This is a genomic window from Puia sp. (genome assembly GCF_035546395.1).
GTDB lineage: Bacteria > Bacteroidota > Bacteroidia > Chitinophagales > Chitinophagaceae > Puia.
Map to the genome: position 1 here is coordinate 915,739 of NZ_DASZXR010000014.1, position 18,929 is coordinate 934,667.

Sequence of the window (18,929 nt, forward strand, 5' to 3'; positions counted from 1 at the left end):
TTGTTATGAAAAAACATATGCTCTGGATGCTCATCGGCTGCACGGTCCCTCGGTCTCACCGGAGTATTCATTCTCGGATGGCTGACCGGCGCTTGTGTGGCGGGTTTGTACAACGTCCTATCTTTCGACCGAAATTAAACCATGTTTATGAGCGACTATCTTAACCCCGACGTGCAATCCCTTATAGACAAAGTCTACAACGAAGGGATCGAGAGGGCCAACGGCCAGGCGCAGCAGATCATCTCAGACGCACAGCAGGCGGCATCGGGGCTGATGGAAGAAGCCAAACGCCGGATACAGGCCATGGAAGCGGAAGCCCTAAAGGAAATGGAACACAAGCGGAACAGCCTGGACAGTGAATTGAAGACCGCCGCCAAACAAGTGCTCAGCAACATCAAGAATGAATTGGGCGAAACGTTAAGCACTAAAATTGTAACGCAGGGGCTTGGCGAGGCTATCAGCGACGGCGAGTTCCTGCAAAAAATGATCTCAATCGTATTACAGCGTTGGGACCCCGCCGATGCCAGGCTGGACCTTGACCTCCTGGTCAGTCCGGAAGAAGGCCGGCAGCTGAGAGGGTTCTTTGAGCAACGAATAAAAAAAGAATGGACAGGGGAAATAGAAATTATCGTTGACAAAAAAATAAACAGCGGCTTTAAGATCAACATGAAAAAGGAGCATTACTATGTAAGCTTTTGCGACGAGGATTTCGAGGCGTTTTTTAAAAGTTATCTACGCAAGAAGACGGTGGATTGGATCTATGGAATAAAACAAGACGATCATGAAGACTAACCAATACTTTTACCTGATTGCCGGGTTGCCGGACCTGGCTATAACGGATACGCAACTTCCGGTCACCACCAGAGACTTTCTGACCGGGCTGGACGGTAAGCTATCTCCTGTCGATCTTGACCTGGTACGTTGGTTGTATTATGCTCGGGATAACCGGAATCTTATCGACATGCTGCTCCACAAAAAGACCATCCATTACGAAGGATATTATTCTTTGCAGGAGCTGGAAAAAGGAATAAAAGGAAGTCTTTCGCTGCCGGACTATATGACGAGTTTTATCGAAGCATTTAATGAAGAAAAAGACCGCTTTACAGCAGCCGAGTGGGAAAGCAGGCTTATCGAAAGTTATTTCGCTGAAGGCAAGCGTATGAGGAATGCATTCCTGGACCAATGGATAGACTTCGAGGTGAACCTTAAGAACCTGCTGCTGGTCCTGGGGAATAGGAAAAGACAACTTCCAGGTAAAGCATTTATTATCGAAGTAAATGAAATGTCATCACTTTTCAAAGGCGATGGGATCGCCGATTTCGGCACAGAACCCGCGCTGGACTTCGCTGGTGAGGCAGCCAAGCTCCTCGAAAAGGACAATTTAATGGAACGTGAACGAAAGATCGATCTGCTCAGGTGGAAGAAGGTCGAAGAAATGACCTTCTTCCATTATTTCACCATTGAGAGAATATTATGTTTTGTCATTCAATTGATGATCGTCGAAAGGTGGGTGACCCTGCATAAAAAACATGAGATGAGAGATCTGCCGTTTATTCTCCAGTCGCTGACAGGGAAGCAGGAACTCTATAATCAAACAATCGAAAAGCCATGAGAACCGGGAAAATAAAGGCCATCGTTTCCAACCTCGTTATCGTGGCCGCGGATTGCGCGGTGGCACAAAATGAAATGTGCCATATCCGCCTGGGAGAGGTGTTCCTGAAGGCTGAGGTAATAAAGATAACGGGAGATGAGGTATTTGTGCAGGTGTACGAGAATACCAGAGGATTGAAAGTGGATGATGAAGTGATCTTTCTGGGCCACCTCCTGGAAGTCGCGCTGGGTCCCGGCATTCTCTCGAAAAAATACGATGGGTTACAAAATGACCTGGACAAGATAAACGAAGTCTTTCTGCTACCGGGATATGCTGCAGACGCATTGGATATGGATGGCGAATGGGACTTCATTCCCCTGGCAAAGGTGGGCGATCCCGCCGGCCCCGGGAGTTGGCTGGGCGAAGTGAAGGAAAAGAATATCCCGCATAAGATCATGGCCCCTTTTACGCTGAAAGAAGGATTTCGCGTAAAACATCTTGCCGGAGCTGGAAGGTATAGGGTGACGGATACCATTGCTCTGCTGGAAGGAGGGAATGGAGAAGAGCTAAAAGTTACCATGATACAGAAATGGCCGGTGATCAGGCCTTTGAAAGGATACATGGAAAGGATACGCCCTGATCAGCTACTGGAAACGGGCATCCGGACTATGGATATGCTGAATCCTCTGGCTGAAGGAGGCACAGGATTTATTCCCGGCCCCTTCGGCAGTGGAAAAACAGTGCTGCAACACGCCATTGCCCGGCAGGCAAAGGTTGACATCGTGGTCATGGTGGCCTGTGGAGAGAGGGCCAACGAGGTGGTCGAGATCTTTGTAGAGTTTCCCCAACTGGATGACCCGCAGAAGGGAGGCAAGCTCATGGACAGAACGGTGATCATCGCCAACACATCGAATATGCCTGTGGCTTCCCGACAGGCGTCGGTATACACGGGCATTACCATCGCCGAGTATTACCGGGCCATGGGATTGAAGGTCCTGGTGCTGGCGGATTCTACCTCCCGGTGGGCGCAGGCATTGAGAGAAATGTCCAATAGAATGGAAGAGCTCCCGGGACCTGATGCATTCCCAATGGACCTGTCCTCTGTCATTTCGAATTTTTATGCCCGGGCAGGGAAGGTGAAACTGTCGTCCGGTGCTTTCGGAAGCATCACCCTGCTGGGCACCGTATCGCCGGCGGGAGGGAATCTGAAGGAGCCTGTGACCGAAGCCACGAAGAAGGCAACCCATAGTTTTTACGCCTTGTCACAGGCAAGAGCCGACAGTAAGCGATATCCCGCGGTAGATCCTATTGAAAGCTATTCGAAATTCCTTGATTACCCGGAATTGACATCTTGGCTGGAACAGGTCATCGCACCTGGTTGGAACGCAGAAGTAGCGAGGATGCGCGACCGGCTGTTACAGGGCCGGGAGGCCATGGACCAGATGAATATCCTGGGCGACGACAATGTGCCGGTGGGGTATCATGAACGGTTCTGGAAGTCGGAGCTGATCGATTTTGCACTCCTGCAGCAGGATGCTTTTGATCCGGAGGATAGTTTCACGTCACTGGAACGCTTGCGCTATATGCAGCAGAAGATAGCCGGCATCTGTGAAGCGGTGTTTGAGTTTTCGGCCTACGAAGAGGTAAGCGTATTTTTCAGATCCATCATCAATATATGGAAGCAGATCAACTATTCACCCTACCTATCGGATGCGTTCGGCCAGTTCGACCGGCAGTTGGATGAAATGGTAAACACAAAAAAACAAAGCCATGAAAGATCTGTCGTTTAGGAAAGTCCATACCAGGGTAACTCGTCTGACCAAGGCAACCTGTACGCTGGAAGCCGTAAATGTGGGTTATGAGGAAATGGCGCTGGTGGACGGTAAATCGGCGCAGGTGATAAAGATCAGCGGCCGGGAGGTGACCCTGCAGGTATTCGGGGGCACGGAAGGGATCAGGACCGATGCGGAAGTGATATTTTTGGGTCATGCCCCTACCCTCGCGCTAAGCGACGACCTGGGAGGGAGATTCTTCAACGCGTATGGAGAACCTATCGACGGGAAATACGTTCCGCAGGGAAGGCGGGTCGCCATTGGAGGTCGTTCGGTAAACCCTGTTAAACGCCAGCAGCCTTACAGCTTGATAGAAACGGGCATTGCAGGCATCGACCTGAACAATACCCTGCTGGCAGGACAAAAGATTCCTTTTTTTGCCGACGCCGACCAGCCTTACAATGCCGTGATAGCGATCGTGGCGCTCAGGTCGAATGCCGACCGGATCATTCTGGGAGGGATCGGTCTTTCCAACGATGATTACCTCTATTTCAAAGCATTGTTTACAGACACAGACAGACCGGAAAAGACCTTGGGTTTTATCAATACTACCAACGACCCGGCGGTAGAACGACTGTTGATCCCCGATATGGCGCTAACAGCAGCAGAGTATTTCGCGGTGGAAAAGAATGAGAAAGTCCTGGTGCTGCTCACCGATATGACCCTATACTGCGACGCATTGAGCATTGTAGCCAACCGGATGGACCAGATACCCTCCAAAGACAGCATGCCGGGATCCCTGTACAGCGACCTGGCTAAAATATACGAGAAGTCGGTGCAGTTGCCGTCCGGCGGCTCCATTACCATCATTTCTATAACTACCCTTTCGGAAGGAGATATTACTCACTCCATACCTGACAATACCGGGTATATCACGGAAGGTCAGTTATTCTTAAAAAGGGACCCGGAGATCGGCAAGGTGATTATCGACCCTTTCCGGAGCCTGTCCAGGTTAAAGCAGCTGGTTATAGGTAAACAAACGAGGGAGGACCATCCGCAAGTGATGAATGCCGCTATCCGGCTATATGCGGACGCCGCCAAAGCCAAAACCAAACTCGAGAATGGATTTGAGCTAAGCGATTACGACCGGCGCACCATCCGGTTCGCGAAAGAATATGCCGGGCAATTATTAGCAATAGACATAAATATCGACATCACCCGGATGCTGGACATCACCTGGGCATTGTTCAAACAGCATTTTCAAATGGAAGAGCTCGGCATTCGAAAGCAACTCATAGATAAATATTGGGGCAAGGCAAAAAAAAGCGAGAATTAAATGGCCATTCGATTTCAATATAACAAGATCTCACTAAAGCAGATGCAGCAGCAACTGAAGATCAGGGTGGACGCCTTGCCTGTGCTGAAGTTTAAGGAGGCTGTTCTCAGGTCGGAGGCAGAAAAAGCGAAAAAGACCAAGGCCGAGTTGGAACAAAAGCTGAAGGCTAAGATGGAGGGATATATGCACATGGATATATTATGGCAGGAGTTTCCCCTGTATGCGCTCGCTGTCGGAAATGTCAGAACAAGCACGAAGAATATTGCCGGGGTAAGAGTGCCGAAGCTGGAAAACGTTGAATTCGATCAGCAGCCCGTCTGCTGGTTTACCATGCCTTCCTGGATCCCGGATGGGATGTGGATGCTCAGGGAATTGGCCTGTCTTGCCATCGAACAGCGCATCCTCTCTGAGACAGCAGATCTGCTGGAAAAAACCAGGAAAAAGACAACGCAAAAAGTAAATCTTTATGAAAAAGTACAGGTGCCGGGATATTCAGATGCGATTGCCAGGATAACGAAGTACCTGGACGATGAAGAGGCGCTGGGCAAGGCGATACAAAAGATCATGAAGAATAAACTAATGTCACTATAAAATAGAATATATGATTGTCCCCATGACCAAATTTTCCCTGCTCATTTTCCATCGGGAATATGAGTCCTTCCTGCAGGATCTTGGACAGATCGGGACCTTCCATGTGGCTGAGAGAAAGAATGGGAATGATACCGAGCAAATTCAGCTCAGACAGATGATAACGGAAATTGAGGAGGCGATCACATTTCTCATGTCCCACCGGCCCGAAGACCAGGCTGTGTCGTCGAAGGAAGAAAAACCTGTTTCTGAAATGCTCACGGAAATAAAACAGGCAAAGGAAAGATCAGAAGAGGACCCCGATAAAAATACCAGTGATATCGTCGAACAGCTGGCTTCCTCTTATTTGTCTTCGCTGCAAAAAGAACATTTGACGCTCACCGCGAAGGAGGAATTATACCGCATTATGATAAATACAGAGGTCGCATGCGAGGGGAAAGTAAGGGTGCTGGAAGGATTCGTTCCAAGGGCGCAACGGAAGGTATTTGCCGGATTTCTCGACAGTAAAAAAATTGCCTATCTCCAAAAACGGGCCCGGTTTTCGGACGATCCTCCTATATTGATCAGGAATAATTGGTTCAACCGTCTTTTTGAGCCGATAGCTGAACTATTCTCCCTTCCGTCCTATAAAGACCTTGACCTTACCATCTTCTTTGCTCCCTTCTTTGCTCTTTTCTTCGGATTTGGCATGAACGATTCGGGATATGGCATCCTGCTGTTTGCCGGCGCCACCATTGTCAAGATAGTAGGGAAACCCAGGGTTAAGCGGTCCTATCTTACCCTGGTTCAGCTGTTGGGTGTTATTACATTTTTCTTTGGATTCATTACCGGGAACTTTTTCGGCGTATCCCTGGCAGACATTCCCGGGCTATCCTTTTTAAAGGGATATTTCCTAAAGGACCAACAGATATTTACGCTCGCCATTGCCATTGGGTTCGTGCAGATACTTTTCGGCATGATGCTGCAAGGGATCAATAAGATGGTTAAGTTCGGGTTCAGGTATGGCCTTCCGCAAGTGGGATGGATCATGATCATCCTTCACCTGGTGAATATGTTCTATTTCAAAGTGTGGCCACTGTATTCCCATATCGATATTTATATTGGTTTGGGGCTGATCATTTTCTTTGCCGACCCCGACGCCGGATTCTTCAAAGGCATCGGTACTGGCATCTGGGAGTTATTCGGCATCACCGGGCTGATGGGCGACCTGTTGTCCTATATCCGGCTGTTTGCGCTTGGTGTGTCTAGTGCGATCCTGGCTTTAGTAATCAATAATATCGCAGGACAAATTGAAAAGACAGCCTTTATCGGCCCTATTCTTTTCCTCATTATCCTGGTCTTCGGGCACTCATTGAATCTTTTCGTGGCCTCATTGGGCGCGTTCGTGCATACCATGCGCCTCACCTTTGTCGAATTTTACAAGAATGCAGGGTTCACCGGCGGTGGCAATCCCTATAAACCTTTTTCAACTATTTCAAACTAAAAACTATAAACATTATGTCAAATCTATTGATAGCGTATATAGGGCTCGCACTGATGATCATCCTCCCGGGCATCGGCAGCGCCATCGGGGTATCCATCGGCGCCAACGCGACCATCGGCGCCTTGAAGAAAAAGCCGGATGCCTTTGGGAACTACATGCTGCTCAGCGCGCTCTCGGGCACACATGGATTATTCGGTTTTGCAGCCTTTTTCATCTTCTATTCAAAAAAACTCCTCACCGTGACAATCTCGCCCGAGGCTGCATCTGCTGTCTTTGGAGCGGGAGCCATTTTCGTAGTGGCAACCTATGCTGCAATCCGGCAGGGGCAGATCTGTGCAAATGGCATCGCCGAGATTGCTTCAGGTAATGATGTATTCGGCAAGACAATGATACTGGCCGTATTTCCAGAGTTATATTCCATATTGGCCTTTGCCGCGGCCTTTCTGATCAGTAATTCTATTTAACAATCGACAATAAAAGAGCCATGGTTGAAAGATTAATTGAATTCTCGCTTCGCAATCGGTATATAGTGCTTTTATTAGCCGCAGGTCTGTTCGTGTGGGGCTGGTTCTCCATCCAACGAAATCCCATCGACGCCATCCCCGACCTTTCCGAGAACCAGGTGATCGTTTTCACCGAGTGGATGGGCCGAAGCCCGCAGCTCATAGAGGACCAGATCACCTATCCCCTGGTGTCCAACCTCCAGGGGATTCCCAAAATAAAACGCATCCGCGGCACATCGATGTTTGGGATGAGCTTTGTGTATGTAATATTCGAGGATGCTGTGGACATCTATTGGGCCCGAACAAGAGTGCTGGAACGGCTCAATTACGCGCAGCGTTTGCTGCCTCAGGGAATTACCCCTTCCTTGGGACCGGACGGTACAGGTGTCGGTCATATCTTCTGGTACACCCTTGATGCAAAAGGAATAGACCTGGGCGAACAGCGGGCCCTGCAGGACTGGTATATAAAATTCGCCTTACAGACCGTACCTGGTGTGGCAGAGGTAGCTTCATTCGGCGGTTTTGAAAAGCAATACCAGTTGGTGGTGGACCCGGTGAAGCTGCAATACTATAACGTATCGCTGATGGACATCATGAACAAAGTTAAAGCCAATAACAATGACGTGGGGGGAAGAAAATTCGAAATGAGCGATATGGGATATATCATCCGGGGGCTGGGTTATGTTAAGAAAAAAGAAGACCTGGAAGATATCTCCCTGGGCGTTTACAATGGGATCCCGGTGAGGGTAAAGGATGTCGCTTACGTGCAAATGGGCGGCGATCTTCGCCTGGGTATTGTGGACCAGAACGGTGAGGGAGAAGTGGTGGGAGGCATCGTCGTCATGCGTTATGGAGAGAATGCGGACAAAGTGATCAAAGCGGTGAAACAAAAGATGGCCGATCTCCAAAAGGGTTTGCCGGCAGGTGTGACCTTTAAGGCGGCTTATGACCGGAGCACCCTCATCGAGGCGGCGTTGCAAACCATCAAGGGGAAATTGAAAGAGGAGATCATTACCGTGTGTATCATCGTCATCATCTTTCTCTTTCACTGGCGCAGTGCGCTGAGCATTATCATCCAGCTGCCCATCACCATCGCGATCAGCTTCATCCTGCTGGATTCATTCGGGCTATCATCCAACCTCATGTCACTGACTGGTATTGCCCTGGCCATCGGGGTCGTGGTGGACAATGGCATTATCATGTCGGAAAACTCGTATCGAAACTTATCGGAATGGCAGAATAAGCCGGACCCCGAAACAAAAAAAGCTGAAATATGAAACTCCAAAAAAGCTATCGGAACGTACCCGAAGATGTCCGGCTGGCCATTATAGAAAAGGCCTCCAAACAGGTGTCCAGGGGAGTATTTTTTTCGACGGTGATCATCATTGCATCCTTTTTGCCAGTGTTTTTACTCACCGGCCAGGAAGGAAAGCTTTTCGGCCCGCTGGCCTGGACGAAATCTTTTATCATGATGGTCGATGCCATCCTGGTCGTAACCCTCGCGCCGGTGCTGATTTCTTTTTTTATGAAGGGGCGATTCCTACCGGATACAGCCAACCCGGTGAACCGGGTGCTGGAAAGGGTTTACGAGCCGCTGATCCGCCTCTGTCTCAAATGGCGCAAGACGACTATCGGCATCAATATCGTTGCGCTGGCCATCGGCGTGGTGATGGTCACCCGGTTGGGATCAGAGTTTATGCCGCCCCTGGATGAAGGTTCCCTCTTGTTCATGCCGGTGGCGCTTCCGGATATTTCCAATTCCGAGGTCAAGAACCTTCTGCAGATACAGGACAAGATCATCAGGTCCGTACCCGAGGTAGAAAATGTGCTGGGCAAGGCCGGCAGGGCCTATACCCCCACTGACAATTCGCCTGTGAGCATGATAGAGACCATCGTCTTGTTAAAACCGCAGAAAGCATGGCGCGCAGGCTGGACGAAAGACAGCATCATCAAGGAGCTGAATGATAAATTGCAGATGCCCGGGATCACCAATGCCTGGACCCAGCCCATCATCAACCGGATCAACATGCTGTCAACAGGTATCCGCACCGATGTAGGACTGAAAGTGTATGGTCAGAACCTCGACACGATCTATGCTTTCGCCCAAATGCTTAAAAAGGAGCTGGAAGGCGTTCCAGGCGTAAAGGATCTCTATGTAGAACCGATCACCGGCGGAAAATATGTAGATATCATTGTTAAGCGGGAAGAGATCAGCCGGTATGGGCTTAGCATCGACGATGTGAACGCCGTGGTGGAAGGCGCCCTGGGTGGCATGAGACTGACCACTACTGTCGAGGGCCGGCGGCGCTTTTCCGTGAATGCCCGGTTCGGGCAGGATTTCCGTAACAACCTGGATGCCTTACGGCGGCTGCAGGTACAAACCAGGAGCTACGGACCCATTCCCCTGGAAGCCGTTGCAGACGTTCGTCTGAGCGACGGACCGCCGATGATCAACTCCGAAAATGCCATGCTCAGGGGAACGGTACTGTTCAATGTCAGGGATCGTGACCTGGCCAGCACGGTGGAGGCGGCCAAGAAAAAGCTGGACAAAATGTTATCCACCATGTCCAAAGGCTATTTCCTGGAATGGAGCGGTCAGTATGAGAACCTCATCCGCAGCGAAAAGACCCTGAAAATGATCCTGCCCGTGGTGCTGCTGATCATCTTCCTGAGCATGTACTTCGCCTTTCATTCCGCTAAAGAGGCCCTGATCAGCCTGATCTCGATTCCCTTTGCCCTCATCGGCGGAGCGTTCATGGTCTATTTCTGGGGGGTGAACCTCTCCGTTGCCGTGTCGGTAGGTTTTATTGCGCTCTTCGGCCTGGCGGTCGAGACCAATATCGTGATGGTCATCTACCTGAACGATGCCATGCAGCAGCTGGTAGCGGCCAAGGGCAATTCCAGCGCTACCATCACAAAGCAGGACCTGAAGGAATACGTGATAGCAGGCGCGGCCAAACGATTGCGTCCAAAGCTGATGACCGTAAGTGTTTCTCTTTTCGGATTAGTACCCATTTTATGGAGCACAGGGGTAGGCAGCGATGTGATGATCCCCATCGTACTCCCCATGGTGGGAGGTGTATTGACCTCCTCCACTTATATCCTGTTGGTGACACCGCTGACTTTCCTGATCACCAAGGAGCATGAACTACGAAAAAAAGGAAAGATCGAAGTACTGGAGGCAAAACATTAATACTATGAAGTGGATATTAGCATTGATCATCATCTTTACAAGCCTTATGCCTGCCGTTGCACAGCGGCAAAGCCTGGATAGCATTTTGAAGGAGATCCAAAAAGCCAATCCCGTCGGGAAAATGTATGATAATGACATCCGCTCGATGGATGAGGCCGCAAAGGGGGCGAGAAGCTGGATGGCACCGGAGCTGGGAACAGGCTTTTGGATGGCGCCATATAATACGGCCTTATGGCGGAAAGGAGCCGACGGGACGAGCGGAATGGGACAATATACGATCTCTGCCCAGCAGGTAATTCCCAACCGGAAAACACTGGATGCCAACGCGGCCTACATGGGTGCCATGTCATCTGTCGCCAAAGAACAAAAGAAGGCCTCCCTTAATGAACTGTATGCGGCAGCAAAAAGGAGCTATTATGAATGGATCATCATCCGGGAAAAAATAACTGTTATCGACCGGGACGAACGGCTCCTGGAATTCATGATCCAAAATGCCGAGATACGGTATAAGAATGGACAGGATAAACTAAGTGCCTACTATAAAGCCAAGGCTGCGTTAGGCAACCTGGCAAATATGCGACGTATGCTGGAAAATGAGATAAAGCAAAAACGGATCGCATTGAACACCCTGATGAACAGAGAGAAGTCGCAGGAATTCGATATAGACACGACCTATACGATCAGGGATTACAGCGCCCTGGTTGCCGATAGCTCCCTGCTTTCCGATGCCCGTAGCGATATAAAGGCCATAGACCGGGCTATACAACTCACGCAGTTGCAGCGTAAAGTCGAGCTGACCAAATTGAAACCGGAATTCGGCATCCGTTATGAGCACATGTTCGGATTTGGCGGCCTGCCCATGCAATTCACCTTAATGGGCATGGTACGGCTGCCCCTGGCCAGATGGTCGTCGAAGATGTACAAGGCCAATGCTGAAAGCCTGAAGTGGAAGGCGGAATCGCTTGGTCAACAGAAGCAAATGACGATAAACGAGGCGTCGGGAATGGCTCATGGTATGCAGGCGGATATCGCGACAAAAAAAGGGCAGGTCAAATTATTCGAAGACAACATCATTCCGGCGCTGGAAAAGAATTATCAAACCATGCAGCTGGGATATGAGCAGAACACGGAAGAACTGTTCATGCTACTGGATGCCTGGGAAACCTTGAATATGACGCAGCTGACCTACCTGGACCAATTGCTAGAACTGCTGCGGATGCAGGTGGAACTGGAAAGAATACTTGAAATTAGGTAAATGGAAAAGATTATGTTTACAATACAAAAATATAACGATCGACGAAGACCACAGTTTCTCATCTTGCTTATAACAGTGGCTTTTATGACATTGGGCTCCTGTAAAGAAAAGCGATCCGGCAGCGGCCCGGCGCATCAGTCGATGGAAATGGGCAAAATCCCAGCGCATATGGACTCTCCCGCCGATGGGAAAGAGGTCCCGGAGGTATACACCTGCTCCATGCATCCCGAGATCATACGGGACAGGCCGGGGAAATGTCCCATCTGTGGCATGGACCTGATAAAAAAATCGGCGGAGAATAAAAAGATAGAAGGCATCGACCTGGGCGTCTTGCTGAGACCGACCAATGGTTTTGTTATCTCCACCCTGCCGGTCACTACTCTCGAACACGGCGCCGAAAAGATACAAGTGGAAGGACTGGGCTTTGTCACCTATGATACCCGGCAGGTAGGGACTATTTCTGCAAGGATATCAGGCCGCATTGAAAAATTATATGTGCGGTACCGTTTTCAAAAAGTGAGCACAGGCCAGAAGGTCATGGACATTTATAGCCCCGAATTGCTTACTGCCCAACAAAATCTTTTGTTCCTTTTAAAGAACGATGCTTCCAACGCCGGCCTGATCAATGCAGCAAAGGAAAAACTCTTGCTGCTTGGCATGGGCAGAGAACAGCTGCAACAGGTGATCACCACAGGAAAGCCTTCCCTGACCGTATCCGTATACAGCAGATACAGCGGCCATATTCATGAGGCCGGCGGAATGAAGAATGGTGCCGAACCTGTCCGGGGAGGAATGAGAGATATCGCTGTGCTAACGGAAGAACTTCCCTTGAAAGAAGGAATGTATATCCAAAAAGGGCAGACCGTCCTTTATGTATACGATCCGGCCAAGGCCTGGGCGGTATTGAATATCTACGGCGACGATCAAGGGCTAATAAAAAAAGGGAACAGGGTTATCTTAAACGCTGAAACGGCTCCCGACAACCCTGTTTCCGGTAAGGTCGATTTTATCGAGCCCTTCTTTCGCAAGGAGCAAAAAACATTGACGGTAAGAGTGTATTTCGATAATTCCAGGGGTCAGTTGCTCATCGGCAGCCAGGCGAAGGCCACCATTTATCCCGACCAGATGACAGGCGCATGGTTGCCAAAAGATGCCATCGTTTCGCTGGGCCTGGATAAGGTCGTCTTCGTCAAATACAATGGAGGCTTCATGCCGCATATTGTTGCCACAGGGTACACGTACAACAGCAAAACACAAATCCTGAACGGCCTGGCGGAAACGGATACTGTAGCGCAAAATGCACAGTACCTCATGGATAGCGAAAGTTTTATAAAAGTAAAATGAAGTTTATGAGAACGAACTGGATCATTCTCGGTTTATTCCTTTTCTCCTGTAATAACGACCGGCATCCTGCCGCCCATGCAACTGACAGCCTGCCAATGGACAAAAACGCCCGGATGAAGGCAGACAGCATGAAAGGAATGACGATGACCGACAGCATGGACGATATGAAGGGCATGGACATGTCAACTCCCAGCAAAACAAACAACCAGAGTGCAGGTGAAATAAAGCTCAGCGAGCAGCAGATCCAATTGGGTAATATACAGACCGACACCATCAGGAGCAGTATGGTCGGCAACAAGATCGTACTGACCGCCACGTTGAATACCGACCAGATGAAGACCACCTCTGTGAGCATCAGGGTCATGGGACGGATAGATAAGTTGTATTTCAAGAACCTGGGAGACTATGTAAGGAAGGGAGACAAGCTTTACGACCTCTATAGTGAGGATCTGAACAATGCCAAGCAGGAACTGATAGCGGCGGTGGAACGGAAAAATACGCTGGATAATTCCATCATCGACTTCGACCGGCTGATAGAAAGCGCCAAATATAAGCTCCTGCTATGGGGCATGAGCGAAAGCCAGCTAGCAGAGTTGATGAAAACACGACAAACCGGTCCGCTCACCACCTTCTACAGCAACCAAAGCGGGTACGTCACCCAGTTAGAGCTCAAGGAAGGTGACTATGCCATGGAAGGAAACACCCTCATGAGGCTGGCGGATCTTTCCTCCTTATGGGCGGAAGCGCAGGTGTACTCTTCCCAACTGTCACAAATAGACTGGAATGCAACGGTCGAAGTCCAGGTGCCTGATCTGCCCGGAAAGCGTATAGCCGGCAGGATCGGCTTTGTGAACCCCGAGATCAACCCTGACACCCGGATCAACCTGGCGAGGGTAGGCGTTCCCAATCCGGATGGCCGCTTAAAGCCGGGTATGCCCGCTTATGTGTTCCTGACCAACCGGACACACAGCATGTTCTCTTTGCCGATCGACGCGGTGATCCGAGATGGCAAGGGGGCCACCGTATGGGTCCGTACCAGCGACAAGACCTTTGCCAGCCGGATGGTAGAGGTTGGAATGGAGACCGGTGACCGGATCGAGATAAGATCGGGGCTTAGCGAGGGCGATATCGTGGTGATCAACGGGGCCTACCTTATTAATAGTGAATACATCTTCAAGCAGGGTGCCAATCCCATGTCGGGGATGAAAATGTAGGATTGCTATATACTAAAAATATCCTATTTTGATGTGCTGTTCAGGCTAAAACCTACCGGCGATGTTTAAATGAGCGAGCATCTTTCAGCTATCATTCAACAATACAAACAAGACAAAGAATCTGTCTATAACACCTGGTTCATCAACAATGAGGAACGGTTGAAAGCATTCCGTTCCATCCGCCGGGGTGTAATGCAGGTGATCGAGGATATCAAATGCAAACGGTTCCCCAACGACTTTAAAGGCTCCTCGCTGGAATTTGTGCTGGCCAGTATTACTGAACAAAAGCAGGTATTCGAGGGCGCAGCCCATCCCTTTTACTGGAAACCCAAGCTGCGTATCCCGGATATTTACGAACATGAAGCCAATAAGCAGGCATTCGGCCAGTTCCTGGAAAATTGCCTGAATGCAAAGGCGGAAGAGCAGATCATAAAAGAGATCATTCGCCTGGACAGCATAAAGATCAAAGGTCTTGGTCCTGCAGTAGCCAGTATCCTTTACTTTCTGCATCCGACCATTGTCCCGCCTTTCAATACGGCCATCATCAACGGCTTCAATTTTCTGTTCAAGGACAAAAAGAAGCTCGGCAGTTGGAGCGAATATTTAAAGCTCAGGGAAGTGCTGATAGATGCCAACAGCCGGCATCGAGCAGAATTATCAACTGATCTGGGGGCCGTTGCCGGATTGCTTTTCGAGATAGGTACCCAAAAATTGATTTTAGGGACAGATGAATATTTAAACGATGACGAAAGAAAAAAGCTGGAAAAAGCCATAGAAAGGCGGCATAGAGAAGTCCAGGATGAAAAAGAGCAGGAGAGTTTGCATACCAATATGCAATACCACCTGCTGAAGATCGGAAATGCCCTGGGCTATGATGTTATCCCTGCCGCCAACGACCGTTCAAAAAGCTGCCACGGGCAAAGTTTCTCCTTTATGAGCCTGTCTTCCTTTCCTACTATGAGTTGTGACCGTGAGACGTTGAATACGATCCAGCTTATCGATGTTCTATGGTTCCAAAAAGGTACCAACAACGTGGTAGCTGCCTTCGAGGTAGAGAAAAGTACCAGTATATATTCAGGCATTCTTCGCCTGACCGACCTGAGCTTTACAATTGCTGACGGGGATGAAGTGCTTTACCTCATAGTTCCGGATGCCCGGGAAAGAGATGTGGTATTGCAATTGTCTCGCCCTGCCATCCGGAAAAATAACGTTCCCATCAGATACATCCTGTTCTCGGACCTGCAGCAGCATTGCGAGTCCCTGTGCAAGTTCGGTGATAGCCATCATATTATGCAAAAGATTGCAAAAGCTGTTTGAAGTGGATCAAAATCAATTTATACCCGGGCAAACAACCTTTAACAAATAATTTGCGTACTTTTTATAGATTGAAGGGCAGGACACAAAAAATAAAATTTCTATGTCCTGTTGTTAACCTATAAAAACATGCGTCAGGCATATGCCAAAGCTTTCTGATAAGGAATTGGACAGACTAGCTCGTGAAGCAGCCGAGAAATATGGCCCAAAATTTCCAAGAGGTGATTGGGAGAAAATAAAAATTCAACTGGACGAAGACCTCCGGAGAAGGCGAATAGAGCGTTCACGTGCTATTCGAAGGATCTTGACGTATAGTGTGGGCAGTATTGCCTTATTGACGGGTCTCTTATACTATTTCATCGCTCCTATCCGCTCTAATTCCGGCGATCAGGGCAAAACCAACAATTCCGTTGCTAATAATAATATTGCCTCCGGGCCTCCGCGGACAGTTATAAAAAGCTATCCATCTTCAACGATTCCAATAGATTCTGCAACAAAAATTACAACCAATAGCACCAAATCTACATTTAAAGAAAATCCTGACTTCAAGAAATATAGTGGTAAAGGCCCTTTAAGAGATGCATCCATCACTGTCATAGATGCTTTTTTGCATACCAGACGTGATAGTTCCCCAATGGAAGGATCTTATTCTATGTTAAGCGGGAGTATGCGTCAAACTATATCCAGGGCGAAGTCCCATACTTATATTCCGGTAAGTCGAAGTTCGGAAACAGGGAGAACCAGGCCGGTCGTAAACGATTCCTCCTTAAGAGCGCTTGCCCGAAATACTGTATATCCACAGAAAAATGGTAAGGGGCGTGTCGGAAATAAGACAGCTAAATCTGAAGGAGGCGCCATTCAGCTAGGCTTATCCATGGGACCAGACTTTACATCGGTAAAATCCTATGCACAGCGTAAACCAGGAATTTTTCTTGGCATGAAGGTCAACTATGCCATAACCCGGCAATGGTCCGTAACTACAGGCTTATTTTGGGTTCATAAAAGTTATGAGGCTAATGGCAAGGATTTCAAACTGCCGCTCGGATCCTGGCCGAGTGGTTGGCCCGGTACCCGGCTGAAAGCCGTGGAGGGAAGCATGGATTTGATCGAAATTCCTGTGAATTTGCAATACAATCTTCATTTGACGCGACAAAAATCACTCTCTGTGAGCGCCGGTCTATCGTCCTACCTGGTCGAAAGAGAAAAATGCGACTATTACTTTCAAACGTTGTCTTACCAGCGAAAAGAGACGGGTTGCACTGAAACTCCACCCACCACTGGATATACAGATGGATATAGGAATAAAGCCTTTCTACCCTTTGCAAGCTTCAATATGATGGTGGGATTTGAAACAGCTGTCAATCATAGGATATCTTTGGAATGGGAACCCTATTGTAAACTGCCGCTAAAGGGAGCGGGATTTGGTGATATCCGTATGATAAGTTATGGCTTGAATTTTTCGATAAAATATTCAACCCTGCAACGATAGTAAAAGCTGCTATAAAATTGAAAAACAATGATTTGCAATTAGCCTTTGGGCGTGCGTTACAAAAAATATATAAGATTTTTTCAAAATTATATAACAGCGATTTTAGTCGAAGTGCTTATTTTTGTGTCGATTATGGTATTTTCTATGGATACTTGTAAGAAGCAATGACATCAAACACCTCCATACGAATAAAAGCGGTCTTCCTATTGGCAGTATTTTCTTTAAATACAGTCGTAGGGTTTGCATGTGCCGCTGGCCTGAATATGGGATTCAATACCAAACATCACCACGAGGAAGAAGCTATATCTCCTACCATAGGTCATCATCATGAAGGAGCCACACATCATCATGATCATGAAGCCTCGAAAGCTAAAAAGGCAGATGAAGACAATAATTGCTGTAACGATCACGTAGTTAAATTCTCCCAATCAGATAAATTGCTTGCAAACACTATCAATGCAGGCATTGAATTGCCTGTGATATTGGTGCATCTTCATTTCTTATATCAGTCTTATATATCTTCATTTACTCATGGCCACGGACAGTCATTGCAGGTGCTCCGACCTTATGTGCCGGGCTCCCGGGGGATACGTGTGTCCATTCAGTCCTTCCAGATTTGATTTTTTGCCCCTAAACGGGCAAAACCAGCCTGTTTATACTTTATACGGCGTGTCCTACCGGGCATAACGTTATATGTCATCCCCATTATTGTAAAAACTCAAATCTATTTAAAATGAAAACGCTCATTCTCTCAGCAGCCTTATTTGCTTCCATTTCTTTTTCTGCAAAAGCCGGTGATGCTGTAACCGCTCATGAATCACCTTTGACATCCTTGCTTAGCTTGTACTATAATATCAAGAACGCGCTGATAGCCAGTGACGCCAATACCGCTGCAGCCCAGGCCGGCGAATTTGTCAAAGCCATCAACGCCATTGATATGAAATCTTTGTCAGCAGCGGATATGAACGCGTTTATGCCTTTACAGGAAAAATTGGCTTTTGACGCAAAGCATATTGCCGAAACGAAAGAAATAAGTCATCAACGGGAACATTTTCAATCGTTTTCAAGTAACTTTTACAAACTGGCCAAAGCTGTAAAACTATCTGACAAACCTGTCTACCAGGATTATTGCCCGATGAAAAAGGCATACTGGCTGAGCAGTGAAACAGCTATCAAAAACCCCTATTTTGGCAGCCAGATGCTTACCTGCGGTAAGATCAGCGATACGATAAAATAACATGCTTTCGATCGATTTCTCATTCTTAAAATTAAAACAATGAAATACCTTCTTTTAATAGCAACCATTGGCACAACTATTTTTGCTGCCTGTAACAACGGCAACAACAATCCTTCCCAAACGGCCGGCGACAGCACCCCAACTAAAAAGGAAGCTGCGTCAACAGCGGGAACAGCAACTCCCGTGAAAGACATTCTCGGAGGCTATCTGCAATTGAAAAATGCACTGGCTAACGACAACGGGAACGATGCAGCAACAGCAGGGAATACAATGGTAGATGCCTTTCAAAAGATCGATACATCCGCGTTGACCCCCGCGCAAAAGAAGACCTACGCAGATGTACAGGATGATGCCCGGGAACACGCCGAACATATCGGGAAGAATGCTGCTAATGTCCCTCACCAGCGGGAGCATTTCGATATGTTGAGCAAGGATATGTATGAGCTGGTAAAAACATTTGGCGCAGGACAACCTTTGTACAAGGACTCCTGCCCCATGTATAATGACGGGAAAGGCGCAATCTGGCTCAGCGAACTGAAGGGTATAAAAAACCCATATTTGGGCAAAAAAATGCCAACCTGTGGTACGGTAAAGGAAGAGCTGAAATAAA

17 protein-coding genes are annotated in these 18,929 nt (G+C 48.3%); all 17 read left to right on the forward strand.

The window, feature by feature from the left end:
* Positions 1 to 147: 147 nt before the first annotated feature.
* The 17 genes from VHE34_RS16580 to VHE34_RS16660 all read left to right on the forward strand — a co-directional run bounded on the left by VHE34_RS16580 (position 148) and on the right by VHE34_RS16660 (position 18,928).
* The gene (locus VHE34_RS16580; RefSeq protein WP_325589953.1) at positions 148 to 792 is read left to right on the forward strand and encodes a hypothetical protein; all 645 of its coding nucleotides are present in this window, start codon (positions 148 to 150) and stop codon (positions 790 to 792) included.
* Positions 782 to 1,612 carry a DUF2764 family protein gene (locus tag VHE34_RS16585; protein WP_325589955.1) on the forward strand — a complete coding sequence of 277 codons (831 nt, stop codon included), beginning with the start codon at positions 782 to 784 and terminating at the stop codon, positions 1,610 to 1,612. The genes VHE34_RS16580 and VHE34_RS16585 overlap by 11 nt, the downstream gene beginning before the upstream one ends.
* Entirely contained in the window at positions 1,609 to 3,381 is a 1,773-nt protein-coding gene (locus VHE34_RS16590) for a V-type ATP synthase subunit A (protein WP_325589957.1), read from the forward strand. Before VHE34_RS16585 ends, VHE34_RS16590 begins: the two co-directional genes overlap by 4 nt.
* Entirely contained in the window at positions 3,362 to 4,699 is a 1,338-nt protein-coding gene (locus VHE34_RS16595) for a V-type ATP synthase subunit B (RefSeq protein WP_325589959.1), read from the forward strand. Before VHE34_RS16590 ends, VHE34_RS16595 begins: the two co-directional genes overlap by 20 nt.
* A complete protein-coding gene (locus tag VHE34_RS16600) occupies positions 4,700 to 5,290 on the forward strand; it encodes a V-type ATP synthase subunit D (protein ID WP_325589961.1) in 591 nt (196 codons plus the stop codon).
* Between the two features lie 10 nt (positions 5,291 to 5,300).
* Positions 5,301 to 6,770 (forward strand): V-type ATPase 116kDa subunit family protein, encoded by a 1,470-nt coding sequence (locus VHE34_RS16605; protein ID WP_325589963.1) that lies wholly within the window; start codon positions 5,301 to 5,303, stop codon positions 6,768 to 6,770.
* A gap of 14 nt (positions 6,771 to 6,784) precedes the next feature.
* Positions 6,785 to 7,234 (forward strand): hypothetical protein, encoded by a 450-nt coding sequence (locus tag VHE34_RS16610; RefSeq protein WP_325589965.1) that lies wholly within the window; start codon positions 6,785 to 6,787, stop codon positions 7,232 to 7,234.
* Positions 7,235 to 7,254: 20 nt separating this feature from the next.
* Positions 7,255 to 8,550 (forward strand): efflux RND transporter permease subunit, encoded by a 1,296-nt coding sequence (locus tag VHE34_RS16615; protein WP_325589967.1) that lies wholly within the window; start codon positions 7,255 to 7,257, stop codon positions 8,548 to 8,550.
* On the forward strand, positions 8,547 to 10,466 hold the full coding sequence (locus VHE34_RS16620) for an efflux RND transporter permease subunit (RefSeq protein ID WP_325589969.1): 1,920 nt from the start codon (positions 8,547 to 8,549) through the stop codon (positions 10,464 to 10,466). Before VHE34_RS16615 ends, VHE34_RS16620 begins: the two co-directional genes overlap by 4 nt.
* A 4-nt stretch (positions 10,467 to 10,470) precedes the next feature.
* Positions 10,471 to 11,721, forward strand: coding sequence for a TolC family protein (locus VHE34_RS16625; RefSeq protein ID WP_325589971.1), 1,251 nt, complete (start codon positions 10,471 to 10,473; stop codon positions 11,719 to 11,721).
* A gap of 168 nt (positions 11,722 to 11,889) precedes the next feature.
* On the forward strand, positions 11,890 to 13,065 hold the full coding sequence (locus VHE34_RS16630; RefSeq protein ID WP_325589973.1) for an efflux RND transporter periplasmic adaptor subunit: 1,176 nt from the start codon (positions 11,890 to 11,892) through the stop codon (positions 13,063 to 13,065).
* Positions 13,066 to 13,070: 5 nt separating this feature from the next.
* The gene (locus tag VHE34_RS16635; protein ID WP_325589974.1) at positions 13,071 to 14,279 is read left to right on the forward strand and encodes an efflux RND transporter periplasmic adaptor subunit; all 1,209 of its coding nucleotides are present in this window, start codon (positions 13,071 to 13,073) and stop codon (positions 14,277 to 14,279) included.
* A 69-nt stretch (positions 14,280 to 14,348) separates the two neighbouring features.
* Positions 14,349 to 15,596 carry a type II restriction endonuclease gene (locus tag VHE34_RS16640; RefSeq protein ID WP_325589975.1) on the forward strand — a complete coding sequence of 416 codons (1,248 nt, stop codon included), beginning with the start codon at positions 14,349 to 14,351 and terminating at the stop codon, positions 15,594 to 15,596.
* Positions 15,597 to 15,735: 139 nt separating this feature from the next.
* Positions 15,736 to 17,082 (forward strand): hypothetical protein, encoded by a 1,347-nt coding sequence (locus VHE34_RS16645; protein ID WP_325589976.1) that lies wholly within the window; start codon positions 15,736 to 15,738, stop codon positions 17,080 to 17,082.
* Positions 17,083 to 17,246: 164 nt separating this feature from the next.
* Positions 17,247 to 17,702 carry a hypothetical protein gene (locus VHE34_RS16650; RefSeq protein ID WP_325589977.1) on the forward strand — a complete coding sequence of 152 codons (456 nt, stop codon included), beginning with the start codon at positions 17,247 to 17,249 and terminating at the stop codon, positions 17,700 to 17,702.
* 113 nt (positions 17,703 to 17,815) lie between these two features.
* Positions 17,816 to 18,319 (forward strand): DUF3347 domain-containing protein, encoded by a 504-nt coding sequence (locus tag VHE34_RS16655; protein WP_325589978.1) that lies wholly within the window; start codon positions 17,816 to 17,818, stop codon positions 18,317 to 18,319.
* A 39-nt stretch (positions 18,320 to 18,358) separates the two neighbouring features.
* On the forward strand, positions 18,359 to 18,928 hold the full coding sequence (locus VHE34_RS16660) for a DUF3347 domain-containing protein (RefSeq protein WP_325589979.1): 570 nt from the start codon (positions 18,359 to 18,361) through the stop codon (positions 18,926 to 18,928).
* The last annotated feature ends 1 nt before the right edge of the window (position 18,929 follow it).

What these genes read in the sequence shown, in the direction of transcription:
- VHE34_RS16610 (WP_325589965.1), top strand. Translation starts at nt 6,785, where the DNA reads ATGTCAAATCTATTGATAGCGTATATAGGGCTCGCACTGATGATCATC.
- VHE34_RS16615 (WP_325589967.1), top strand. Translation starts at nt 7,255, where the DNA reads ATGGTTGAAAGATTAATTGAATTCTCGCTTCGCAATCGGTATATAGTG.
- VHE34_RS16655 (WP_325589978.1), top strand. Translation starts at nt 17,816, where the DNA reads ATGAAAACGCTCATTCTCTCAGCAGCCTTATTTGCTTCCATTTCTTTT.
- VHE34_RS16620 (WP_325589969.1), top strand. Translation starts at nt 8,547, where the DNA reads ATGAAACTCCAAAAAAGCTATCGGAACGTACCCGAAGATGTCCGGCTG.
- VHE34_RS16595 (WP_325589959.1), top strand. Translation starts at nt 3,362, where the DNA reads ATGAAAGATCTGTCGTTTAGGAAAGTCCATACCAGGGTAACTCGTCTG.
- VHE34_RS16650 (WP_325589977.1), top strand. Translation starts at nt 17,247, where the DNA reads ATGACATCAAACACCTCCATACGAATAAAAGCGGTCTTCCTATTGGCA.
- VHE34_RS16625 (WP_325589971.1), top strand. Translation starts at nt 10,471, where the DNA reads ATGAAGTGGATATTAGCATTGATCATCATCTTTACAAGCCTTATGCCT.
- VHE34_RS16635 (WP_325589974.1), top strand. Translation starts at nt 13,071, where the DNA reads ATGAGAACGAACTGGATCATTCTCGGTTTATTCCTTTTCTCCTGTAAT.
- VHE34_RS16605 (WP_325589963.1), top strand. Translation starts at nt 5,301, where the DNA reads ATGATTGTCCCCATGACCAAATTTTCCCTGCTCATTTTCCATCGGGAA.
- VHE34_RS16630 (WP_325589973.1), top strand. Translation starts at nt 11,890, where the DNA reads ATGGACTCTCCCGCCGATGGGAAAGAGGTCCCGGAGGTATACACCTGC.
- VHE34_RS16640 (WP_325589975.1), top strand. Translation starts at nt 14,349, where the DNA reads ATGAGCGAGCATCTTTCAGCTATCATTCAACAATACAAACAAGACAAA.
- VHE34_RS16600 (WP_325589961.1), top strand. Translation starts at nt 4,700, where the DNA reads ATGGCCATTCGATTTCAATATAACAAGATCTCACTAAAGCAGATGCAG.
- VHE34_RS16590 (WP_325589957.1), top strand. Translation starts at nt 1,609, where the DNA reads ATGAGAACCGGGAAAATAAAGGCCATCGTTTCCAACCTCGTTATCGTG.
- VHE34_RS16645 (WP_325589976.1), top strand. Translation starts at nt 15,736, where the DNA reads ATGCCAAAGCTTTCTGATAAGGAATTGGACAGACTAGCTCGTGAAGCA.
- VHE34_RS16660 (WP_325589979.1), top strand. Translation starts at nt 18,359, where the DNA reads ATGAAATACCTTCTTTTAATAGCAACCATTGGCACAACTATTTTTGCT.
- VHE34_RS16580 (WP_325589953.1), top strand. Translation starts at nt 148, where the DNA reads ATGAGCGACTATCTTAACCCCGACGTGCAATCCCTTATAGACAAAGTC.
- VHE34_RS16585 (WP_325589955.1), top strand. Translation starts at nt 782, where the DNA reads ATGAAGACTAACCAATACTTTTACCTGATTGCCGGGTTGCCGGACCTG.